The 18,752-nt window shown below is 52.9% G+C and carries 18 protein-coding genes and 2 pseudogenes; 7 read left to right on the forward strand and 13 right to left on the reverse strand.

Going from position 1 to position 18,752, the window contains the following annotated elements:
- Positions 1–163: 163 nt before the first annotated feature.
- From lolB to dauA, 4 genes are all read left to right on the forward strand, one after another.
- Entirely contained in the window at positions 164–775 is a 612-nt protein-coding gene (gene lolB, locus FOY93_RS12925) for a lipoprotein insertase outer membrane protein LolB (RefSeq protein WP_047651182.1), read from the forward strand.
- Complete coding sequence (gene ispE, locus FOY93_RS12930) at positions 772–1,641, forward strand: 4-(cytidine 5'-diphospho)-2-C-methyl-D-erythritol kinase (RefSeq protein ID WP_143345230.1); 870 nt, start codon at positions 772–774, stop codon at positions 1,639–1,641. The genes lolB and ispE overlap by 4 nt, the downstream gene beginning before the upstream one ends.
- Positions 1,642–1,766: 125 nt before the next feature.
- Positions 1,767–2,714 (forward strand): ribose-phosphate diphosphokinase, encoded by a 948-nt coding sequence (prs, locus tag FOY93_RS12935; protein ID WP_003856663.1) that lies wholly within the window; start codon positions 1,767–1,769, stop codon positions 2,712–2,714.
- 124 nt (positions 2,715–2,838) lie between these two features.
- Complete coding sequence (dauA, locus tag FOY93_RS12940) at positions 2,839–4,518, forward strand: C4-dicarboxylic acid transporter DauA (RefSeq protein ID WP_136194998.1); 1,680 nt, start codon at positions 2,839–2,841, stop codon at positions 4,516–4,518.
- On the opposite strand, the gene FOY93_RS12945 is transcribed toward dauA, so the two are convergent.
- Together FOY93_RS12945 and ychH are read right to left on the reverse strand one after the other, a co-directional pair.
- A complete protein-coding gene (locus FOY93_RS12945; RefSeq protein WP_136194999.1) occupies positions 4,504–5,562 on the reverse strand; it encodes a MerR family transcriptional regulator in 1,059 nt (352 codons plus the stop codon). The genes dauA and FOY93_RS12945 overlap by 15 nt on opposite strands.
- Before the next feature lie 122 nt (positions 5,563–5,684).
- A complete protein-coding gene (ychH, locus tag FOY93_RS12950) occupies positions 5,685–5,960 on the reverse strand; it encodes a stress-induced protein YchH (RefSeq protein WP_111965910.1) in 276 nt (91 codons plus the stop codon).
- 274 nt (positions 5,961–6,234) lie between these two features.
- Here ychH and pth point away from each other — a divergent pair, with 274 nt between their 5' ends.
- Together pth and ychF are read left to right on the forward strand one after the other, a co-directional pair.
- Positions 6,235–6,819 carry an aminoacyl-tRNA hydrolase gene (gene pth / locus FOY93_RS12955; RefSeq protein ID WP_143345231.1) on the forward strand — a complete coding sequence of 195 codons (585 nt, stop codon included), beginning with the start codon at positions 6,235–6,237 and terminating at the stop codon, positions 6,817–6,819.
- Between the two features lie 126 nt (positions 6,820–6,945).
- Positions 6,946–8,040 carry a redox-regulated ATPase YchF gene (ychF, locus tag FOY93_RS12960; protein ID WP_003856650.1) on the forward strand — a complete coding sequence of 365 codons (1,095 nt, stop codon included), beginning with the start codon at positions 6,946–6,948 and terminating at the stop codon, positions 8,038–8,040.
- Between the two features lie 61 nt (positions 8,041–8,101).
- On the opposite strand, the gene FOY93_RS12965 is transcribed toward ychF, so the two are convergent.
- The 3 genes and pseudogenes from FOY93_RS12965 to FOY93_RS12975 all read right to left on the reverse strand — a co-directional run.
- Positions 8,102–8,527, reverse strand: a complete 426-nt coding sequence (locus FOY93_RS12965; RefSeq protein ID WP_045405000.1) for a tetratricopeptide repeat protein — start codon at positions 8,525–8,527, stop codon at positions 8,102–8,104.
- A 113-nt stretch (positions 8,528–8,640) separates the two neighbouring features.
- Complete coding sequence (locus FOY93_RS12970; protein WP_115875499.1) at positions 8,641–9,204, reverse strand: hypothetical protein; 564 nt, start codon at positions 9,202–9,204, stop codon at positions 8,641–8,643.
- Positions 9,170–10,335, reverse strand: a pseudogene (locus tag FOY93_RS12975) (RHS repeat domain-containing protein); the annotation flags it as partial. The pseudogene FOY93_RS12975 and the gene FOY93_RS12970, both read right to left, overlap by 35 nt.
- 2 nt (positions 10,336–10,337) lie before the next feature.
- Between FOY93_RS12975 and FOY93_RS12980 the strand changes: the two are divergent.
- Positions 10,338–10,439 (forward strand): annotated as a pseudogene (locus FOY93_RS12980) (DUF933 domain-containing protein); the annotation flags it as partial.
- A gap of 53 nt (positions 10,440–10,492) precedes the next feature.
- Here the strand turns inward: FOY93_RS12980 and FOY93_RS12985 are convergent.
- From FOY93_RS12985 to FOY93_RS13030, 8 genes are all read right to left on the reverse strand, one after another.
- Complete coding sequence (locus FOY93_RS12985) at positions 10,493–10,786, reverse strand: YciI family protein (protein ID WP_133294630.1); 294 nt, start codon at positions 10,784–10,786, stop codon at positions 10,493–10,495.
- A gap of 99 nt (positions 10,787–10,885) precedes the next feature.
- Entirely contained in the window at positions 10,886–11,251 is a 366-nt protein-coding gene (locus FOY93_RS12990; protein WP_133294631.1) for a hypothetical protein, read from the reverse strand.
- 16 nt (positions 11,252–11,267) lie between these two features.
- Positions 11,268–11,612: a hypothetical protein gene (locus FOY93_RS12995; protein WP_232057346.1), complete on the reverse strand. Its 345-nt coding sequence runs from the start codon at positions 11,610–11,612 to the stop codon at positions 11,268–11,270.
- A gap of 120 nt (positions 11,613–11,732) precedes the next feature.
- Positions 11,733–12,209, reverse strand: a complete 477-nt coding sequence (locus tag FOY93_RS13000; RefSeq protein ID WP_136195001.1) for a hypothetical protein — start codon at positions 12,207–12,209, stop codon at positions 11,733–11,735.
- Positions 12,210–12,235: 26 nt separating this feature from the next.
- Positions 12,236–12,718, reverse strand: coding sequence for a hypothetical protein (locus FOY93_RS13005; protein WP_070533130.1), 483 nt, complete (start codon positions 12,716–12,718; stop codon positions 12,236–12,238).
- A gap of 146 nt (positions 12,719–12,864) precedes the next feature.
- On the reverse strand, positions 12,865–13,110 hold the full coding sequence (locus FOY93_RS13010) for a hypothetical protein (RefSeq protein WP_126304651.1): 246 nt from the start codon (positions 13,108–13,110) through the stop codon (positions 12,865–12,867).
- A gap of 575 nt (positions 13,111–13,685) precedes the next feature.
- A complete protein-coding gene (locus FOY93_RS13020; RefSeq protein ID WP_126304639.1) occupies positions 13,686–13,892 on the reverse strand; it encodes a hypothetical protein in 207 nt (68 codons plus the stop codon).
- Positions 13,893–14,273: 381 nt separating this feature from the next.
- Entirely contained in the window at positions 14,274–18,752 is a 4,479-nt protein-coding gene (locus FOY93_RS13030; RefSeq protein WP_143345232.1) for an RHS repeat-associated core domain-containing protein, read from the reverse strand.

An 18,752-nucleotide genomic window follows, 5' to 3' on the forward strand; every position in this document is an offset into this window, starting at 1 on the left:
GAACGCATCATACAGGATGCGCGAGATCAATAAAAGAGACAGCCCCCTTTCGGAGTAATAGGTTACACAGCGCTTTGAGATAATTTGAACGTAGACGGTAGCCCCCTTCGACGCTAGCATTAACAGTCATAACTGCAACGTATCTCAAGGATTTGTCCTCATTATGACCCGACTGATTCGCCTGCTGCCGCTGGCAGCACTGGTTCTGACCGCCTGTACCGTCACCCAACCAAAAGGCCCGGGCAAAAGCCCTGATTCACCGCAGTGGCGTCAGCACCAGCAGGACGTCCGTAATTTGAACCAGTACCAGACCCGCGGCGCTTTCGCTTATCTCTCTGACGAACAAAAGGTTTATGCCCGCTTCTTCTGGCAGCAGACGGGGCAGGACAACTACCGCCTGCTGCTGCTGAACCCGCTGGGCAGCACCGAGCTGGAGCTTATCGCGAAACCGGGCGAAGCGCAGATCACCGATAACAAAGGCCAGCACTATACCGCGACCGATGCCGAAGAGATGATTGGCAAGCTGACCGGGATGCCTATCCCGCTCAACAGTCTGCGCCAGTGGATCCTGGGCCTGCCGGGTGACGCCACCGACTACACCTTGGACGACCAGTACCGTCTGAGCCAGGTGAACTACACCCAGAACGGCAAAACCTGGAAAGTGGTGTACAGCGCCTATGACAGTAAGAGTAAACCGTCGCTACCATCGAATATGGAACTGACTCAGGGAAGCCAGCGCATCAAGCTGAAAATGGATAACTGGATCGTTAAATGATGACCCACTGGCCCTCTCCGGCGAAGCTAAACCTGTTTTTATACATTACCGGCCAGCGCGCTGACGGCTATCACACGCTGCAGACGCTGTTTCAGTTTATTGACTATGGCGACACGATCTCCATTGAACAGCGCCAGGACGGGCAGATTTGCCTCCTGACCCCGGTCGAGGGCGTGGCGCATGAGGAGAACCTGATCGTGCGCGCCGCGCGTCTGCTGATGAAAGCCGCAGCGGAATCGGGCCGTCTACCCGCGGGAAGCGGCGCGGAAATCCGTATCGAGAAGCGGCTGCCGATGGGCGGCGGTCTGGGCGGTGGCTCATCCAACGCCGCCACCGTGCTGGTTGCGCTGAACCATCTCTGGGGCTGCGGGCTGTCGAAGGATGAACTGGCAGCACAGGGCTTGACGCTGGGGGCTGATGTCCCGGTGTTTGTGCGCGGTCATGCGGCCTTTGCCGAGGGCGTGGGGGAAATCCTCTCCCCTGTAGAACCGCCGGAAAAATGGTACCTGGTTGCCCATCCTGGCGTAAGCATTCCGACCCCGGTCATCTTTAAAGATCCTGACCTGAAAAGGAATACCCCGGTTCGGTCAATAGAAACGTTATTAAATTGTGAATTCAGCAACGATTGCGAGGATATCGCAAGAAAACGTTTTCGCGAGGTTGATGCGGTGCTTTCCTGGCTGTTAGAATACGCGCCGTCGCGCCTGACTGGTACAGGAGCCTGTGTCTTTGCTGAATTTGACACCGAATCCGCCGCTCGTCAGGTGCTTGAGCAAGCGCCGGTTTGGCTGCATGGTTTTGTAGCACGTGGGATGAACACCTCCCCCCTACAGCAGGCCATTCTGGCGCAGACTGAGTTTCGGTGACAACGTCACCCTGTTCCAGACGTTGCATCGCGCTCTTTAATACACCGCCTGGATAGCCTTTGCCTGGCCCGCACAGTTTACGGCGAACGCTATCCACCACTGGACGCATGCCTGAGGTTCTTCTCGTGCCTGATATGAAGCTTTTTGCTGGTAACGCCACCCCGGAACTAGCACAACGTATTGCCAACCGCCTGTACACTTCCCTCGGCGACGCCGCCGTAGGTCGCTTTAGCGACGGCGAAGTCAGCGTACAAATTAACGAAAATGTACGCGGTGGTGATATTTTCATCATCCAGTCCACCTGTGCTCCAACGAACGACAACCTGATGGAACTGGTTGTTATGGTCGACGCTCTGCGTCGCGCTTCCGCAGGCCGTATCACTGCTGTAATCCCTTACTTCGGCTATGCACGTCAGGACCGTCGCGTCCGTTCCGCGCGTGTGCCAATTACCGCTAAAGTTGTCGCTGACTTCCTGTCAAGCGTCGGCGTTGACCGCGTACTGACCGTTGACCTGCACGCTGAGCAGATCCAGGGCTTCTTCGACGTCCCGGTTGATAACGTATTCGGCAGCCCAATCCTGCTGGAAGACATGCTGCAGCTGAACCTGGATAACCCAATCGTGGTTTCTCCGGACATCGGCGGCGTGGTACGTGCCCGTGCTATCGCTAAGCTGCTGAATGATACCGACATGGCGATCATCGACAAACGTCGTCCGCGCGCTAACGTTTCTCAGGTGATGCACATCATCGGTGACGTGGCTGGCCGCGACTGCGTGCTGGTCGACGACATGATCGATACCGGCGGTACGCTGTGTAAAGCAGCTGAAGCGCTGAAAGAGCGTGGTGCCAAGCGCGTGTTCGCGTACGCGACTCACCCGATCTTCTCCGGTAATGCGGTAAACAACCTGCGCAACTCCGTCATTGACGAAGTTGTAGTATGCGATACCATCCCACTGAGCGACGAGATCAAGGCACTGCCAAACGTGCGTACCCTGACCCTGTCCGGGATGCTGGCCGAAGCGATTCGTCGTATCAGCAACGAAGAATCCATCTCTGCAATGTTCGAACACTAATCGAACACGGCCTAAAAACCCGCTGCGGCGGGTTTTTTTGTCTCCGGGTTTTATTTGTATGATTAATGCCTCCTTCACCTGCCATTCATATGACAGATGATGCGCATACGGATGATAGATAATTGTGAAAAACGTAGCCTCCTCACATGTTCTGCCCTTTCGCGCCCTCATCGACGCCTGCTGGAAAGAGAAGTACACCTCGTCACGCTTTGTCCGTGACCTGATTGCCGGGATCACCGTCGGCATTATCGCCATCCCGCTGGCGATGGCGCTGGCAATTGGCAGCGGCGTTGCGCCGCAGTACGGTCTGTACACCTCGGCCGTTGCCGGGATCGTCATTGCCCTGACGGGCGGCTCGCGCTTCAGCGTATCCGGCCCGACTGCCGCCTTTGTGGTGATCCTCTACCCGGTTTCGCAGCAGTTTGGTCTGGCAGGCCTGCTGGTCGCCACCCTGATGTCCGGCGTCTTTTTGATTCTGTTTGGCCTGGCTCGCTTTGGTCGCCTGATAGAGTACATTCCCCTTTCCGTGACGCTGGGGTTTACCTCGGGGATTGGTATCACCATCGGAACCATGCAGATTAAGGATTTCCTCGGCCTGCAGATGCCCCACGTACCGGAGCACTACCTGCAAAAAGTGGGGGCGCTGTTTATGGCGCTGCCGACTGCTAACCTGGGCGACGCCGCCATCGGGATTGTGACGCTGGGCACGCTGATCGTCTGGCCTCGTCTGGGGATCCGTCTGCCGGGTCACCTGCCCGCGCTGCTGCTGGGCTGCGCGGTGATGGCCATCGTCAATATGTTCGGTGGTCACGTCGCGACTATCGGCTCGCAGTTCCACTATGTTCTGGCGGACGGTTCACAGGGTAGCGGCATTCCGCAACTGCTACCGCAGCTGGTGCTGCCGTGGGACATGCCCGGCTCCAGCTTTACCCTAAGCTGGGATTCCCTGCGCGCCCTGCTTCCCGCTGCGTTCTCGATGGCGATGCTGGGAGCGATTGAATCCCTGCTCTGCGCCGTCGTTCTGGACGGCATGACCGGCACCAAGCACAAAGCTAACAGCGAACTGGTCGGTCAGGGTTTGGGGAACCTCGTCGCGCCGTTCTTTGGCGGTATTACCGCAACGGCAGCCATCGCCCGCTCTGCGGCCAACGTGCGCGCGGGTGCAACGTCACCTGTTTCGGCGGTTATCCACTCCGTGCTGGTGATCCTTGCCCTGCTGATCCTCGCCCCGCTGCTCTCCTGGCTACCGCTGTCCGCCATGGCCGCCCTGCTGCTGATGGTGGCATGGAACATGAGCGAGGCGCATAAGGTCGTGAACCTGCTGCGCCGCGCGCCGAAAGACGACATCATCGTGATGCTGATCTGCATGTCGCTGACCGTGCTGTTCGATATGGTTATCGCCATCAGCGTCGGGATCGTGCTGGCTTCCCTGCTGTTTATGCGCCGTATCGCGCAGATGACGCGCCTTTCCCCGGTTAACGTCGAGGTGCCTGACGACGTGCTGGTGCTGCGCGTGATTGGCCCGCTGTTCTTCGCCGCAGCGGAAGGTCTGTTCAGCGATCTTGAGTCCCGCATCGCGGGCAAACGGGTTGTGGTGCTGAAATGGGATGCCGTACCGGTGCTGGATGCCGGCGGTCTGGATGCCTTCCAGCGCTTTGTGACACGTCTGCCGGAAGGCTGTGAGCTGCGGGTGAGTAATCTGGAATTCCAGCCCCTGCGCACCATGGCGCGTGCGGGTGTCCAGCCTATCCCTGGCCGACTCTCCTTCTATCCTAACCGTGAAGCCGCGCTAGCGGATATGTGAGTTATCTGATGCAGAGAAACGTCTCTGCATCATCACTCCGATCGCCTGCTGGAGCCATGCAAGCACGGTAGGCGTCATCCAGGTTCCTTTCATCAGGTGCGGCTCCTGCTGCATGGCGGCGCGAAACTTTTGCTGAGTTTCCGGGCTGGTGCCCGCGTAGGACTGGAACAATGCCAGCCAGTTTTCAGCCAGCTTTTGCGCCTCCTCCGAGGCAGGATCGATATTTTCCCGCTGCGCCTGATGCAGTTTCGCCACCAGCGGCGGCCACTCCATCATACGGTCAAAATAGTGCTTCCGGGTAAAGGCCATCTCCTCGGCAGAAAGATATTTCTCCCAGATAATCAGCTTCGACTCGGCAAACGCCCGCGTAATGTAATCGGTCATCTCCGGCGTGATGCCGGTCTGCGCCTGCATCTGCGGTTCAACGCTGTGCATCTCGTTCAGCCGGGTGAGAAACTCCGGCTTGCCCGCCGTGTCCTGCTCCAGGCGTTCCATCCAGCGCGTCGCCAGATCCATCGCCCGCGCGTCCGTAGCGGGTATACCGTGTTCCAGCAGCGTGTTGGCCTCTGCAACCAGCCCTGACCAGATAGCCGCCAGCGCATCCTTCTGCACCGCAAACGGCAGCTGCTGTAACTCTTCTTTGCTAAACCAGCGATCGTACATATTCATTAACTCCAGAGTCTGTAGCCAGGATTCCAGATCAGGCGTCGCATCGTCGAGAAGCCCGGCTCGCAGCTCCACCAGCCGGTCGCGCAGCGTATGTATGCTGCGCAGCTGTTTATCCAGCAGCGTGATTTGCGCATCGAGTAACTCGGTTAACGACAGCGACTCCTGCTCCAGGAAATCCCTGATTTCAGCAAGTTCCAGCCCCGCTTTTGCCAGCGCCTGGATCATGTGCAGACGCTGGACATCCGCCAGGTTGTAAAGCCGGTAACCTGCCGCGCTTCTGGCAGAAGGCAGCAACAACCCTGTTTGCTCATAGTGGTGCAATGTCCGCACGGTGATCCCGGCACGTTTCGCCAGCTCACCCACCTGAATCAACATAACTGCTCCTTTTTCTTTGCCAGTGGCGCCACTCTGGAGCCTTACGTTACGTGAGGGTCAACCCCTGATGCAAAAAAAAAACGACTCCCTCGGGAGCCGTTTCGGTGTTCTTTATCGCAGCACTAGCTGTGCTTATGCTGGTCGCGACGACAGCGTTTGTCGTAGTGGCGCACCCACCAGTATTTATCGCACACTTCCTCATGTCCGCTCATGCGTGCCCCGGCGAGCCACAATACCGCACCGAGGAAGATGCTCAGTATCGCGCCATGGGCGAAGTATTGCGGGAGATCAAGCTGCGGCAACTGGTTCAAAATGGAATAACCCACGCCGCCTACCATCACGAACAGCCCCAACCCCATCAGCACGTTACCGAGTAACGAAGCGTTTTTGCGTTTCATGTGTCACCTCCGGAACTTTGGGTTGTCATGGGAAAAGCCCCTAATCCTTGTGTGTAAAGTATAGACAACGCCCCTTTTATGAGTTGCGTGAATGATCACAATTACAGATAACTCCCAAACAAAAGTTTACAAATAAGACTTTGAACAGCTTGAAATTCTAATTGTTCAAATCAGAAATTATTCGTATTTCGCCGAGAAGATCGCAGAATTTTGTCAAGCGGCGCGCCAGACAGTAAACTACGCGCCAGATCTGGAACCCATTAGGAATTGAATCGTGACGATTAAACTGATTGTCGGCCTCGCCAACCCGGGCGCAGAATATGCGGCTACCCGCCATAATGCCGGTGCATGGTACGTCGATTTGCTGGCCGAGCGGTCACGTGCGCCCCTGCGTGAAGAACCTAAATTCTTCGGGTATACCTCACGTATCAACCTTGCAGGCGCGGACGTTCGCCTGCTGGTACCCACCACGTTTATGAACCTGAGCGGTAAAGCCGTGGCGGCGATGGCAACGTTTTATCGCATCAATCCGGATGAAATTCTGGTCGCCCACGATGAGCTGGATCTCCCCCCTGGCATGGCGAAATTCAAGCTTGGCGGCGGCCACGGCGGCCACAACGGTCTTAAAGACATCATCAGCAAGCTGGGCAATAACCCGAATTTCCACCGTTTGCGCGTGGGAATCGGCCATCCGGGCGATAAAAACAAAGTTGTCGGTTTCGTGCTCGGTAAGCCCCCGGTTTCCGAACAGAAACTGATTGACGAGGCGGTAGACGAAGCGGCGCGCTGCACTGAAATCTGGCTGCAAGATGGCTTAACCAAAGCGACAAACCGCCTGCACGCTTTTAAAGCGCAATAATCCGCCCGATACGGCTTTTTTACCGCGCGTCATGCGGGTTACGTGTATAATAGGCGTAGTTATTTACTTTTCATCAATCGGTTATCGTTAACGGATTGATTATCAAGATATTAAGGTGATTTAGAAATGGGATTCAAATGCGGTATCGTCGGTCTGCCAAACGTGGGCAAATCCACCCTGTTTAACGCGCTTACCAAAGCGGGTATCGAAGCGGCGAACTTCCCGTTCTGTACCATCGAACCTAACACCGGCGTTGTGCCAATGCCGGACCCGCGTCTGGACCAGCTCGCGGAAATCGTGAAGCCGCAGCGCATTCTGCCAACCACCATGGAATTCGTGGACATCGCGGGCCTGGTAAAAGGCGCATCCAAAGGTGAAGGCCTGGGCAACCAGTTCCTGACCAATATTCGTGAAACCGAAGCGATCGGCCACGTTGTGCGCTGCTTCGAGAACGACAACATCATCCACGTAAACAACAAAGTGGATCCGGCTGACGACATCGACGTTATCAACACCGAGCTGGCGCTCTCTGACCTCGACACCTGCGAACGCGCGATTCACCGCGTGCAGAAGAAAGCCAAAGGCGGCGACAAGGACGCGAAAGCGGAACTGGCTGCGCTGGAAAAATGTCTGCCACAGCTGGAAAACGCCGGCATGCTGCGCGCGCTGAAAAACCTGACTGACGAAGACAAAGCGGCGATCAAATACCTGAGCTTCCTGACCCTGAAGCCAACCATGTACATCGCCAACGTTAACGAAGACGGTTTCGAGAACAACCCTTACCTCGACAAAGTGCGTGAAATCGCCGCGGCGGAAGGTTCTGTGGTTGTTGCCGTGTGCGCTGCCGTTGAATCCGACATCGCCGAGCTGGACGATGCCGACCGTGAAGAGTTCATGGCCGAGCTGGGTCTGGAAGAGCCGGGCCTGAACCGCGTAATTCGCGCAGGCTATGAGCTGCTGAATCTGCAGACCTACTTCACCGCTGGCGTGAAGGAAGTGCGTGCGTGGACGATCCCTGTAGGTGCGACCGCGCCTCAGGCGGCCGGTAAGATCCACACCGACTTCGAGAAAGGCTTTATTCGTGCGCAGACTATCGCGTTTGAAGACTTTATTACCTACAAGGGTGAGCAAGGCGCGAAAGAAGCAGGCAAGATGCGTGCGGAAGGGAAAGATTACATCGTTAAAGATGGCGATGTGATGAACTTCCTGTTTAACGTTTGATTGGTTTTGAATGAAAAAAATCCACGCTTTGGCGTGGATTTTTTTTCATAAATTACCGATTTTACGCCTTCTTGCGCAGATAGAACTCAAGGTATTTTTTAGGTCTATCCTGAAACGCACGCTCTTTGCCGTAGTTATAAGCATCGTTGAAATATTTATACGCTTCATCGAATTGATTCAACTCGTAACAGACCATGCCGAGGTCGATTGATGGTGCGGTGTCTATATCCGATCCACGTGTGCGCAAAGTCGTCTCTCCCCATTTCTTCGCCTCATCGTAATCCTCAAGATCAAAGTAAGCGCTGTACATGCACGCAGCGATCCAGTTAGCAAATTCCGATTCAAACTTTGGCTCAGGAAGAGCTTGCCAGGCTTTTTGGTATTGCTCTAAAGCTTCGGCGTATTTTTGGTTGTCGTGAAACTCGTTTCCTTTTTCTACAAGAGATGTAACTCTTTTTTCATCGAATTTATAGCATACGTTTTTCATATATTTATTCATTATCATTCGAAAAGAGACCTCCTTGCCTATATAAAAGGGATATAAGCAATAAATGCCTTCAGAAGCATGGAGGTCTCTAAAAGAGTAAGTTTTTATTGTTATTAACCAAAAAAGAAATATTTAAAAGCTTCTGCCTCAACATCCTTAAGCTTGCTTTTTAGCATTAAATCGATATCTTCCAGAAAGTCCTCTCTGAAATTAAAATCATCATCTGTAGCATCACCATCATATTTACTTTGTTCTATCTCAATGGCAGAACAAAAAGCATCCAAAAAGTCGGCTAACGAATTGGAAATAATGAAATTTCTTTTTTGAATACTACCATAAACAGGAGATGTAATATTTTGGGTATCACAAAAAAGAACATCTCCATTTCTTTCAGCAAAGATTATATATTCATCGCGCCAGGTCGTGTCATTTTGAACTCGCCAGCCTGATAACATTTCATTAAGCTCTTGGGGCTCAACAATCTGTATAAAGAAAGTACCATCAAATGTTGGGTGGTCATTTAAAATCAAATGGCTATAAAAAAAACGAATTTCGCCATTTAAATTCACTGGAAAAGAAGTTTCATTTTCATCGTCTGTATAGTCTATCTCTCCCATATTTAAATCATTCATTTTGAATTTGCTAACAAAGTCTTGGACTGCATTTTTTATGTTCATCTTTCCCCCTATAATTGCTTACAAGAGAATCGTGTGGGCGGTAGCGAATCAGATATTCAGGAGTTAACCCCCACGGATCCACCCACCCCAGCGCATTCGGCGCATACTGGTAAAGGTTTATCCCCCCCGCCAGCCCTATCGGGTCCTGCTGCGTAAACCTTCCGCAGTCCGGGTCGTAATACCGGAACAGATTGTAGTGCAGCCCTGTCTCACGGTCCAGGTATTGCCCCTGCATGCGCAGGTTCTGAGAATATCCTGATACCTGCGACTCGCTTTCCCGCAGCAGCTTGCCCCAGGCGCTGTTGACCCCTCCCCAGCGCACCTGCCCTTCGATATCCGTCATCCGCTCCGGCGTGCCGTTCGGCTGGCAGTGGAACCAGAAGATCTCCGGAGCATTAACGCCATCAATACGCGCCAGCGGATCGTAGCTGTCCTGGTCGCTGTAGACGTAGGTCAGCGGCACATCTCCGTGCTGCTCTTGCAGCAGGCGGAACCCTTCCCAGACAAACCGGGTGGTGACCGGCTTGCCGGTTGGCTGTCCGCCCAGCACCTGGCGGCGCGTTTTGCTGATGCGGCGCCCGAGCGGATCGTAGCGGAAGCTGACCTGCGTCTGCGGCTTGTTGCGATCCCGCGGCTGGTTGATGACCTCCGTCAGGCGATGTTCGCCGTCGTAGCGGTAGTGCCAGCGCGTCTGGCCGTTATCCTTCTCCACGGTGCGGCCGTGGATGTCATAGCGCCAGCGAATGCCGTTCAGCTGCGTACGGCGGTTGTGCGTGACCTTCTCAGCAGCCCCTTCCAGCGGGTTACCGGCTGCATCCCAGCGCCACTGCTCCTGTCCGGGCAGCGTGCCGTCCTGAACGAGCAGGCGCCCGGCGCTGTCGTACTGCCAGCGGTACCAGCTGAACGGGTTATCGTCCCGCTCTTCACGCACCAGGTTATTGCGGTAGTCGTAATCCCTGCGGCGGGACCAGCGGCGCGGCGACGGCACCTGGCATTGCAGGTAAAGACGTCCCGGCAATGCGGTTGGCCAAGACGATCGTATTCGCTGCGGGTGGTCAGCAGCCCCTGGGTGCGGCTGGTCTCCCGGTGGAGTTCGTCGCGGGTAAAGTCGGAGACCGACAGCTTATTGAGAACAAGGTGAGCAAGGCGCGAAAGAAGCAGGCAAGATGCGTGCGAATAGGAAAGATTACATCGTTAAAGATGGCGAAGTGATGAACTTCCTGTTTAACGTTTGATTTGTTTTGAATGAAAAAAATCCACGCTTTGGCGTGTTTTTTTTATTGCGGGGTTAAAACACATTGTCCAGGAGTTCGGTTTTCATGCAGGGTTCAAAGGGAATGATTTCAGCAGTCGCAAGTTTTAACCTCTGAAAAGGATCCTCGCGCAAGCGCTCTTCAAGAGAGGCAAGACTCTCACATTTAGCGAGTATGACTCCACCGGTCCTTGGGATCCGTCTACCGGACGTCAGGAAAATCCCCTCTGCATACCCCTTTTTAAGCCACTCCACATGAGCAGGTTTCGCTGCGTCGATTTCTTCGTGTGGTTTTATATAGGTCAAAATGACAATGTAAACCGTGCTCATCCTTTGCCACTCAGTTCAGTTTTAAACCGCTTGTTGGAACTGCTTATGCGGCCCTCTTTGGCTACCGGTTATTGTTATCGTTTTTTGGCGCTTTTGATGTTAATACGCAGGGCCTAATTGAGACAAAGCATTACGCTTCATATCCCAGGAATAAAACCAATCATGCCAGCAGTTTTGCTTTTCTGCATAGCTACAGACCACAACCACTTCCTTTGACAGGTTGAAGGTTAAGTAATAGAAAAATGCGCCTTCAGGAGGTGCTGACCAAAATAGTTTTTCGCCCTGCGCATTGAAGATGGTCAAAACGGTTGGTAATGGCTTTGGCTTGCTTAACGCAAAGACTAACTGGCGTGTTGAGTCGACCATTGCATAGTCTAAAAATGGCATACTAACCTGTATGTTACTTTCGCCACGCGCCCATTGAAGCAGGTCATTTTCTTTAATACAAATGAGATTTTCAATCATTGGTAAACCTCAACTTTTAAAGTTTGATCTGTTTCAAATCACCTTCAAAAAGCCCCACAAGATATACCCGGTATCGGGCTGGCTGCACTTCTTTATACGTTAATACAGTAGAAAACTCTTTCAAACACTTTGTACATGTATTTTTCGAAACATCTAACTGGCTATCGTCGTAGCTATATTTCTTATGTTCACTGACAAGCTTCACACCTCTCATTTTCTTTACCAAAAAGCATTTTACCTCTTCAGTGAGCGTGTCAAAATCATATGAGTTTACGATAGAATAGACTATTACCCCCTCGCATTCAGGGCATGCTATTTTTGCGCCATAATCTATAAAGTCATTATCAGTGCCATCCAGCACTAATATCTTCTTCTTTAGTCGATTAGTTAATTTCAATTTTTATTGAGCCTTTAAGTTATTAATAGAAAAGTAAGGTGAGAAGAAAATGAGGAATTTTATTAATTAATAACATTATTTATGTCAAACATTCCATTCGATATAAATACCACAATCGAAGCTTTTTTCATTAGACTGCACAACAATACTTCCCCATTCATGCACCCAGTGAATTCCATATGGTGGGGTTGTAATTTTAAGTTTAGGGTTCGAGGTTATTTCATTCTCAACCCATGCTGTCAAACGCTGCCGCTCCTCCGATAAATTACTCAGATTAGCCCTTTTATCCCAATCATCTAGAGTTTTATAAAAATTTCCATCCTTACTAGTAAGGAATAATGATGGAGTAAAAGAAAATGCTGAGGGCCTCAGTTCCAAAATGAAAACTTGATCTTTCCATTTAATATTATCGATAGCGAAATAAAAAGGACCTATTTTAGTCAATGGCGAGAAGAACTTGTAAAATGAGGAATTTTTAAAAGTATCAACATCTTTTAATTCGATTGGGTAGTTGTTAATTGCTACAAATCCAGTATGAACATCAAGTTTCATTTCTAACATATCTAAACAACCTTGTCTGGAAGTGACTACGTTATATTCCAAACTATATATATCCCATGATTAAACGACTTTGTCTCATATGAGACTGAAACCCGCCCCCACGCAAAGTTCCACCTAATGATGTCTGTTTCCATGGTATCAGGCGTGTCCAGGTTTAGTGATTCTTTCAGCCAATCAGACAAACTTTTTACTGATTCATTTAGTATGTGAATATTAGTTCGAGCATTCCAATCATTTAATGCTTTATAGTATTGACTGTTTTTATCTACAAGATGAAGCATAAAAGGAAAACCATAGCACACTGGGCGTATAGTAACTTGAAATTCTTTATCGGAAAACACTGCTGAGTCAACAAGGTAGTGATTTGGCATGGTTTTCTTAACGGCTTTGTGCTTTACTAATTCGCGGTATAAATCACACTTACAAAAGCCTTCTTCAGTATCAATTTCCAAAGGCAGATCATCAAGATTTAGTTCACCTGTAATCGGTTTAAATTTTAATTCAATCATTTTGTCCTAATTGACTTTTTATTGCCTGACAAGTTCTTAATAATATAATCGACTCAACATGAGAATATCCATATGAGGAGCATTTTCCGCGTACATATTATATTTATTATAACCATTTACAATGACACCCGCATAACAATAAAGTCTTATTGCCAATGGTGCAATAAGTCAATCCACATTTCTTTTTCCTCAGCGTTAATTTTTATGCCATCACTACTTTGTTTTACATACTGCATGTACGTTTCATAAATTGCTCTTATTATCACCGTTTTTTCAGTGCGAGATCCTTCAATCAAAGTCATTAGTTTTTCTAAATAAATTGATGAATCCACTCTTTCGTTGAAAAAAAACCTCAGATAATCAAGTACTTCATTATATGAATCGTAATTCATGATAGGCATCCCTGATTTCATACACTGGTTTGTTTGGCACATCCAATTCTGGAGATACTCGGATATCTGCGTCTCGCTTTCCAGCAGTAGCTTACGCAGGCTCCGTTCGCCCCTTCCCAGCGCTTCTGCCCTTCGATATCCATTATCCGCTCTGGCGTGCCGTTGGGCTGGCAGTGGAACCAGAAGATCTCTGGGGCATTAACGTCGTCAGCATGTGCCAACGGGTCATCACTGTCTGGTCGCAGTATACTTAGGTCATCGGCACGTCCACGTTCACCTCCTGCAGCAGGCGGTTATGGGTAATTTTCTCAATCGCCCTTCGAACGGATTATCATCAGCGGCGAACAGGTTTTGAATAAAGTTAAAACAAGGAAATCAGCATAATGCGTGATATATAAAATAAAATCTGTAATTAATATATTTCTAATGTCCCTCATAGGGGAGGGTAAGGATTGGGACGACTCAAGAGTCATTTACCCTTCCCCATGCATCAACCTACTCACCTTCCATAAAAAAACTAAAAAAACAAACATAATAAACAACCTGAAAAAATCAATTCCCCGTATAACTATTAGTTAGCAAAAATAAAAGTAAATATCACGTATCAAATCTCCATCCGCTTCATCAACGGTTCTTGTTTTGACTTTATTAAAGTCAGCTAAAATACCTTTCACTGGCACATCAGGCTTTGATATGTCATCATAAAATGCTTCCCGTTGACTTTCCCGAACATATTTTTTTATTAAAAAAACAAGATTCTTTCGTAACTTTTCCACTGTCATTCATTTTACTCCTGAATTTTAATAACACATTCGAAAAAAACAGATCACCTCCTGACACCGATGGTAATAGCATAACCTTAGCAAAATAATACGGGATATTAAGTAAAAACCCACCCAGCCATTTTTATTTAATATTTTACTGCCATATATTGAACAACTGTTTCCATACCTCCTGTTCCTCATGAGTAGGGACTCTATAATCTTGAGTCTTTCGCCTATATTCCATAAAACATGAGTCTATAGCTCGAATAGCCACCATTTTTTCTTTTCGACAATCATCTAAAATAGATTGCATATCCTGCAAACAATTAGAATCAAGAATATATTTTTGAAAAAACAGCTCCAGGAAATCTAACACTTCATTATAAGATTGTAAATTTATCATGGTTCCTCTGGCAGAATATCAATCTTGTCGAAATTAATAACTCTATTTTCAGCATGCAGCTGTTGAACATTACCTTGGCCGTATTCAGGGTATGCCTTAGTAAACGGTTCAAGTGGCGCTCCTGGTCTATCGCCGAACATTCTCGGGGTTCGCACTTGCGGAACACCATTTTCATATAATTGAAGCGTATCAAACTCAGCTCTAAGACGTCCATCACTCCATGATTTATCCAAAGGATCAAGTGGATTCAATTTATCTGCTCCTTTGATCTGGAATGCATCTCTTACTGTGCGGCCGGAGTCTAATTTATCAAAACCAAAATAAGTGACTGGTGCGGATTTGGATTCAAATGTTTTAGGCACCCATGCATTAATAGTACCGTCATCCTCAAGATACCTCATATAGCGATAGGCTGTAGAAGGCATTGTAGCGCTTGGCCCCGCTGGACCGACGTAGAAATCAGGTTTCGTTTTACCGCTACACTCACGGCTCAACCCCCACGGATCCACCCACCCCAGCGCATTCGGCGCATACTGGTAAAGGTTTATCCCCCCCGCCAGCCCTATCGGGTCCTGCTGCGTAAACCGCCCGCAGTCCGGGTCGTAATACCGGAACAGATTGTAGTGCAGCCCTGTCTCACGGTCCAGGTATTGCCCCTGCATGCGCAGGTTCTGAGAATATCCTGATACCTGCGACTCGCTTTCCCGCAGCAGCTTGCCCCAGGCGCTGTTGACCCCTTCCCAGCGCACCTGCCCTTCGACATCCGTCATCCGCTCCGGCGTGCCGTTCGGCTGGCAGTGGAACCAGAAGATCTCCGGAGCATTAACGCCATCAATACGCGCCAGCGGATCGTAGCTGTCCTGATCGCTGTAGACGTAGGTCAGCGGCACATCCCCGTGCACCTCCTGCAGCAGACGGAACCCTTCCCAGACAAACCGGGTGGTGACCGGCTTGCCGGTTGGCTGTCCGCCCAGCATCTGGCGGCGCGTTTTGCTGATGCGTCGCCCGAGCGGATCGTAGCGGAAGCTGACCTGCGTCTGCGGCTTGTTGCGATCCCGCGGCTGGCTGATGACTTCCGTCAGGCGATGTTCACCGTCGTAGCGGTAGTACCAGCGGGTCTGGCCGTTATCTTTTTCCACGGTGCGGCCGTGGATATCATAACGCCAGCGAATGCCGTTCAGCTGCGTCAGGCGGTTGTGCGTGACCTTCTCAACAGATCCTTCGAGCGGGTTACCGGCAGCATCCCAGCGCCACTGCTCCTGTCCGGGCAGCGTGCCGTCCTGAACGAGCAGGCGCCCGGCGCTGTCGTACTGCCAGCGGTACCAGCTGAACGGGTTATCGTCCCGCTCTTCACGCACCAGGTTATTGCGGTAGTCGTAATCCCAGCGGCGGGACCAGCGGCGCGGCGACGGGCGCTGCGCATTGCCGGTAAAGACGTCCCGGCGATGCAGTCGGCCAAGACGATCGTATTCGCTGCGGGTGGTCAGCAGCCCCTGGGTGCGGCTGGTCTCCCGGTGGAGTTCGTCGCGGGTAAAATCAGAGACCGACAGCTTATTGAGCGCAATGCTGAGCAGATGCCCGCTGCCGTAGTAGAACTGCTTCAGCTCGCGGCCATCGGGCAGCGTGACGGAGGTGCGGTTGCCCAGCGTGTCATACTCCCACGCCAGCTCGCCGTGCTCGCCCGCTTCGCGCGTCACGCGACCGAGCGCGTCATACTCAAAGGCAAGCTCCTGCTCTGCCTCGGTGGTCCACGCGTCGGCTGCAAGTGCAGGATGCAGCCCAATCCGGCTTAATAGCCCGGACGGCGTGTAATGGTAGCGGGTCTGCCCCTCCGGCGTGGTGCGGGCGACCAGCTGGCCGCTCGCGCTCCAGGCGAAGACGTGGGTGATGGCCTCCGGATGACCGGCGGCAAAGGTGCGCGCAATCGTGCGCCCGCAGGCATCATAGCGATACTGCGAGGCCACGCCATCGAGCCCCACCTCTTCCAGCAGCAGCGAGTCTGGCCCCCAGCGGAACTGATACGCTTCGCCGTTCTCGTTTTCCAGGGCAATCAGACGCCCGCGGCTGTCCCAGCGGCGTCGCACTTCTTCACCCTGCGTATTACGGGTGGCGGTTAAGCGCCCCGCCTCGTCGTATCTGAACTCACTTTCTTTCCCGTCAGCACCCGCATGCTTCACCGGCAGGCCACGTTCGTTCCATTTGAGCGATTCCATCCAGCCTTCCGGGCGATCGAGCTGCACCGGACGCCCTGCGGCGTCGTAGCGGTAGCGCGTCTCTTCACCGTCGGCGCCAGTCTCAGCCACCAGCCAGCCCAGCGGATGATAGCGATAGCGGGTAATACGCCCGGAACAGTCCGTCGAACGGACAATCTGCCCGGCCTCGTTGTACTCCTGGTAACGGCTGTTGCCAGCGGCATCGACCTCTTCCACGACCTGGCCAAACTCGTCCCGGCGCAGCTGCGTCGTCTGCCCCATCGGGTCTACTACGCGCTTGAGCCCGTGATGTTCGTCGTACCAGAACCGGGTGGCGCTGCCGTCGGCTTCAATAATGGCCGCAGGAAGCGCGCGGTGCTCCAGCCAGGTGGTGGTGCGGGTGTTGCCGTCGGCATCGGTCTCCTGCACCCGGTTGCCCATCTCGTCGTAGACAAAGGTGACGGCGTTGCCGAGCGGATCGATGCGACGCGTGAGAAGCTCGTTTTCGTCCCACTCGTAGCGCCAGTTTTCACCGCGCTCGTCAACGTAGCGGACAATAAGATTCTGCGCGTTCCAGTAGTGACGGCGCGTCTGACCATCGTAGTGCTCGACGGTCGTCAGCCCGGCGGCTAAATCGTAGCTAAAGCGGCACCCGTCGCCGGTGCTGGTACGGTTTTCCACCACGCGCCAGTGGTCGAATTTTTGCCACCGGTATTCGCTCTCCAGACCGCCCGGCATCCGGTGCCAGACCATCAGGCCGTGGTCGTTGTAGCGGTATTCACGCGTCACCACGCCTGAGGCATCCGTCGCGCTCGCCAGCTGGCCGCGCGCGTCGTAGCCCCACTGCATCAGCGGCCAGGTCTGGTTGCCGTCGAAATGGCTGGCTGCGGTCACGCGCTGCGGGAAACGTTCATCTTCATAGCGCAGGGTGACGTCGATTGCCCGCGGCTCGTCATGAATACCAGTCAGCCTGCCGTGCTCGTCCCACTCCGTCAGCAGCGCGTTGCCGTATTCGTCGCTGAGGGAGGCCAGACGCAGGATGGAGGGGTTCGCCCGGGTTGGTTTATACAGACGCCACACCGCGCCGTCATCGTCGGCAATCGCCACGTCGCCGCTCTCGTTGCGGCGGATAATAATGCCTTCGCTGATGCTGTAAAATGCCCGGTCGACCGGCGGCAGCTCGAAGCTCAGCTCGCGCCCGGTTTCGTCGAACCAGGTCGCGTTGTCTTCTTCCAGCACCAGGTAGCTGTCAAAAGTGGTTGCCCAGCCCAGACCAAACAGCCCTTCGCGGGTGGTCAGGCTGTTGTAGCTGCGCTGCCAGCGAAGCGGAAAGCGCCCCGGCAGCGAGAAGTCGAGCTCATCGTCGTCGTTCAGCACCTTCACGCCGGTGGCGGCGTGGACCGGGTGCGAGGAGCCAAACACGGCGTTGACCGCCATATCCGCCAGCATCCCGCCGCCGGCCGCCGCCAGCGCGCAGGGCATGTTTTTCAGGATCTTGCCCGGACGCCCGCGCAGCAGGGAGAGCGCAATCATCCCCAGCGCCAGACCCGGCGTTTTACCGCTTTTGATATCGCGAACCGTGAGCGTGTCCCCGCCGATGATTACGTTCGGGGAAACATCGTCGGACACGGTACCTTCGCAGGTGGTGCGATCTTTCGCACGCACCGCGGGCTGCCCGTTGATGAAGACGCTTTTAGAACCTTCCGCCAGATACTGCGGCCCGGAGTGCTTTTCGCACGCCACCTTGTCTTCTTCCAGCGGGGAGGTTCCGGCAGCGGCAGAGGCCACGCTCGGCTGCCACATTTCGCTGCCAAACTGTCCGGCGGCGGAAAGCAGCATGCCCGCGTAATCGGCAAAGCTGCCCGGCGACTGCGGCTCAGGTGAAGGAGTATCTGCGGGCGTCAGCGTGCCTGCCGCGCGTGCGGCGGGGATTGCGTTGGTGAGAACGTTACTGGAACCGGTCGTGATTTTACCCGCAGGCGACGGCGGGAAAAGCGCATTACCTAACCCCTCAGCGGCGTTGCTGATATCGTCGGTGATCCCCGCGACGTTCGCCAGCACGCCACCGATAATGCCGCTTAACAGACAGCTGGAGCCAATCGCCGCCACGCCTGCAGCTGCTGCCCCGGCCCCCAGCAATGGCGCCGCTACGGTTGCTGCTGCGCCTACCGCCGCGCCGATCACCGCATAGGCGGCACCTTCCGCCACAATGCTGGTGATGTCAGCAAAAATGCTGGAGTGAATAATCTCGTCGCCCTTACGGGCCGCGTTGTTATCGCTCAT

It is taken from the genome of Enterobacter sp. 18A13 (assembly GCF_007035975.1).
Lineage (GTDB): Bacteria > Pseudomonadota > Gammaproteobacteria > Enterobacterales > Enterobacteriaceae > Enterobacter > Enterobacter vonholyi.

Excerpts from the sequence above, each read along its gene's own strand:
- lolB (WP_047651182.1), top strand. The coding sequence starts at position 164 with ATGACCCGACTGATTCGCCTGCTGCCGCTGGCAGCACTGGTTCTGACC.
- ispE (WP_143345230.1), top strand. The coding sequence starts at position 772 with ATGATGACCCACTGGCCCTCTCCGGCGAAGCTAAACCTGTTTTTATAC.
- FOY93_RS12945 (WP_136194999.1), bottom strand. The coding sequence starts at position 5,562 with ATGTTGATTCAGGTGGGTGAGCTGGCGAAACGTGCCGGGATCACCGTG.
- ychH (WP_111965910.1), bottom strand. The coding sequence starts at position 5,960 with ATGAAACGCAAAAACGCTTCGTTACTCGGTAACGTGCTGATGGGGTTG.
- ychF (WP_003856650.1), top strand. The coding sequence starts at position 6,946 with ATGGGATTCAAATGCGGTATCGTCGGTCTGCCAAACGTGGGCAAATCC.
- FOY93_RS12965 (WP_045405000.1), bottom strand. The coding sequence starts at position 8,527 with ATGAAAAACGTATGCTATAAATTCGATGAAAAAAGAGTTACATCTCTT.
- FOY93_RS12970 (WP_115875499.1), bottom strand. The coding sequence starts at position 9,204 with ATGAACATAAAAAATGCAGTCCAAGACTTTGTTAGCAAATTCAAAATG.
- FOY93_RS12985 (WP_133294630.1), bottom strand. The coding sequence starts at position 10,786 with ATGAGCACGGTTTACATTGTCATTTTGACCTATATAAAACCACACGAA.
- FOY93_RS12990 (WP_133294631.1), bottom strand. The coding sequence starts at position 11,251 with ATGATTGAAAATCTCATTTGTATTAAAGAAAATGACCTGCTTCAATGG.
- FOY93_RS13000 (WP_136195001.1), bottom strand. The coding sequence starts at position 12,209 with ATGTTAGAAATGAAACTTGATGTTCATACTGGATTTGTAGCAATTAAC.
- FOY93_RS13005 (WP_070533130.1), bottom strand. The coding sequence starts at position 12,718 with ATGATTGAATTAAAATTTAAACCGATTACAGGTGAACTAAATCTTGAT.
- FOY93_RS13010 (WP_126304651.1), bottom strand. The coding sequence starts at position 13,110 with ATGAATTACGATTCATATAATGAAGTACTTGATTATCTGAGGTTTTTT.
- FOY93_RS13020 (WP_126304639.1), bottom strand. The coding sequence starts at position 13,892 with ATGACAGTGGAAAAGTTACGAAAGAATCTTGTTTTTTTAATAAAAAAA.
- FOY93_RS13030 (WP_143345232.1), bottom strand. The coding sequence starts at position 18,752 with ATGAGCGATAACAACGCGGCCCGTAAGGGCGACGAGATTATTCACTCC.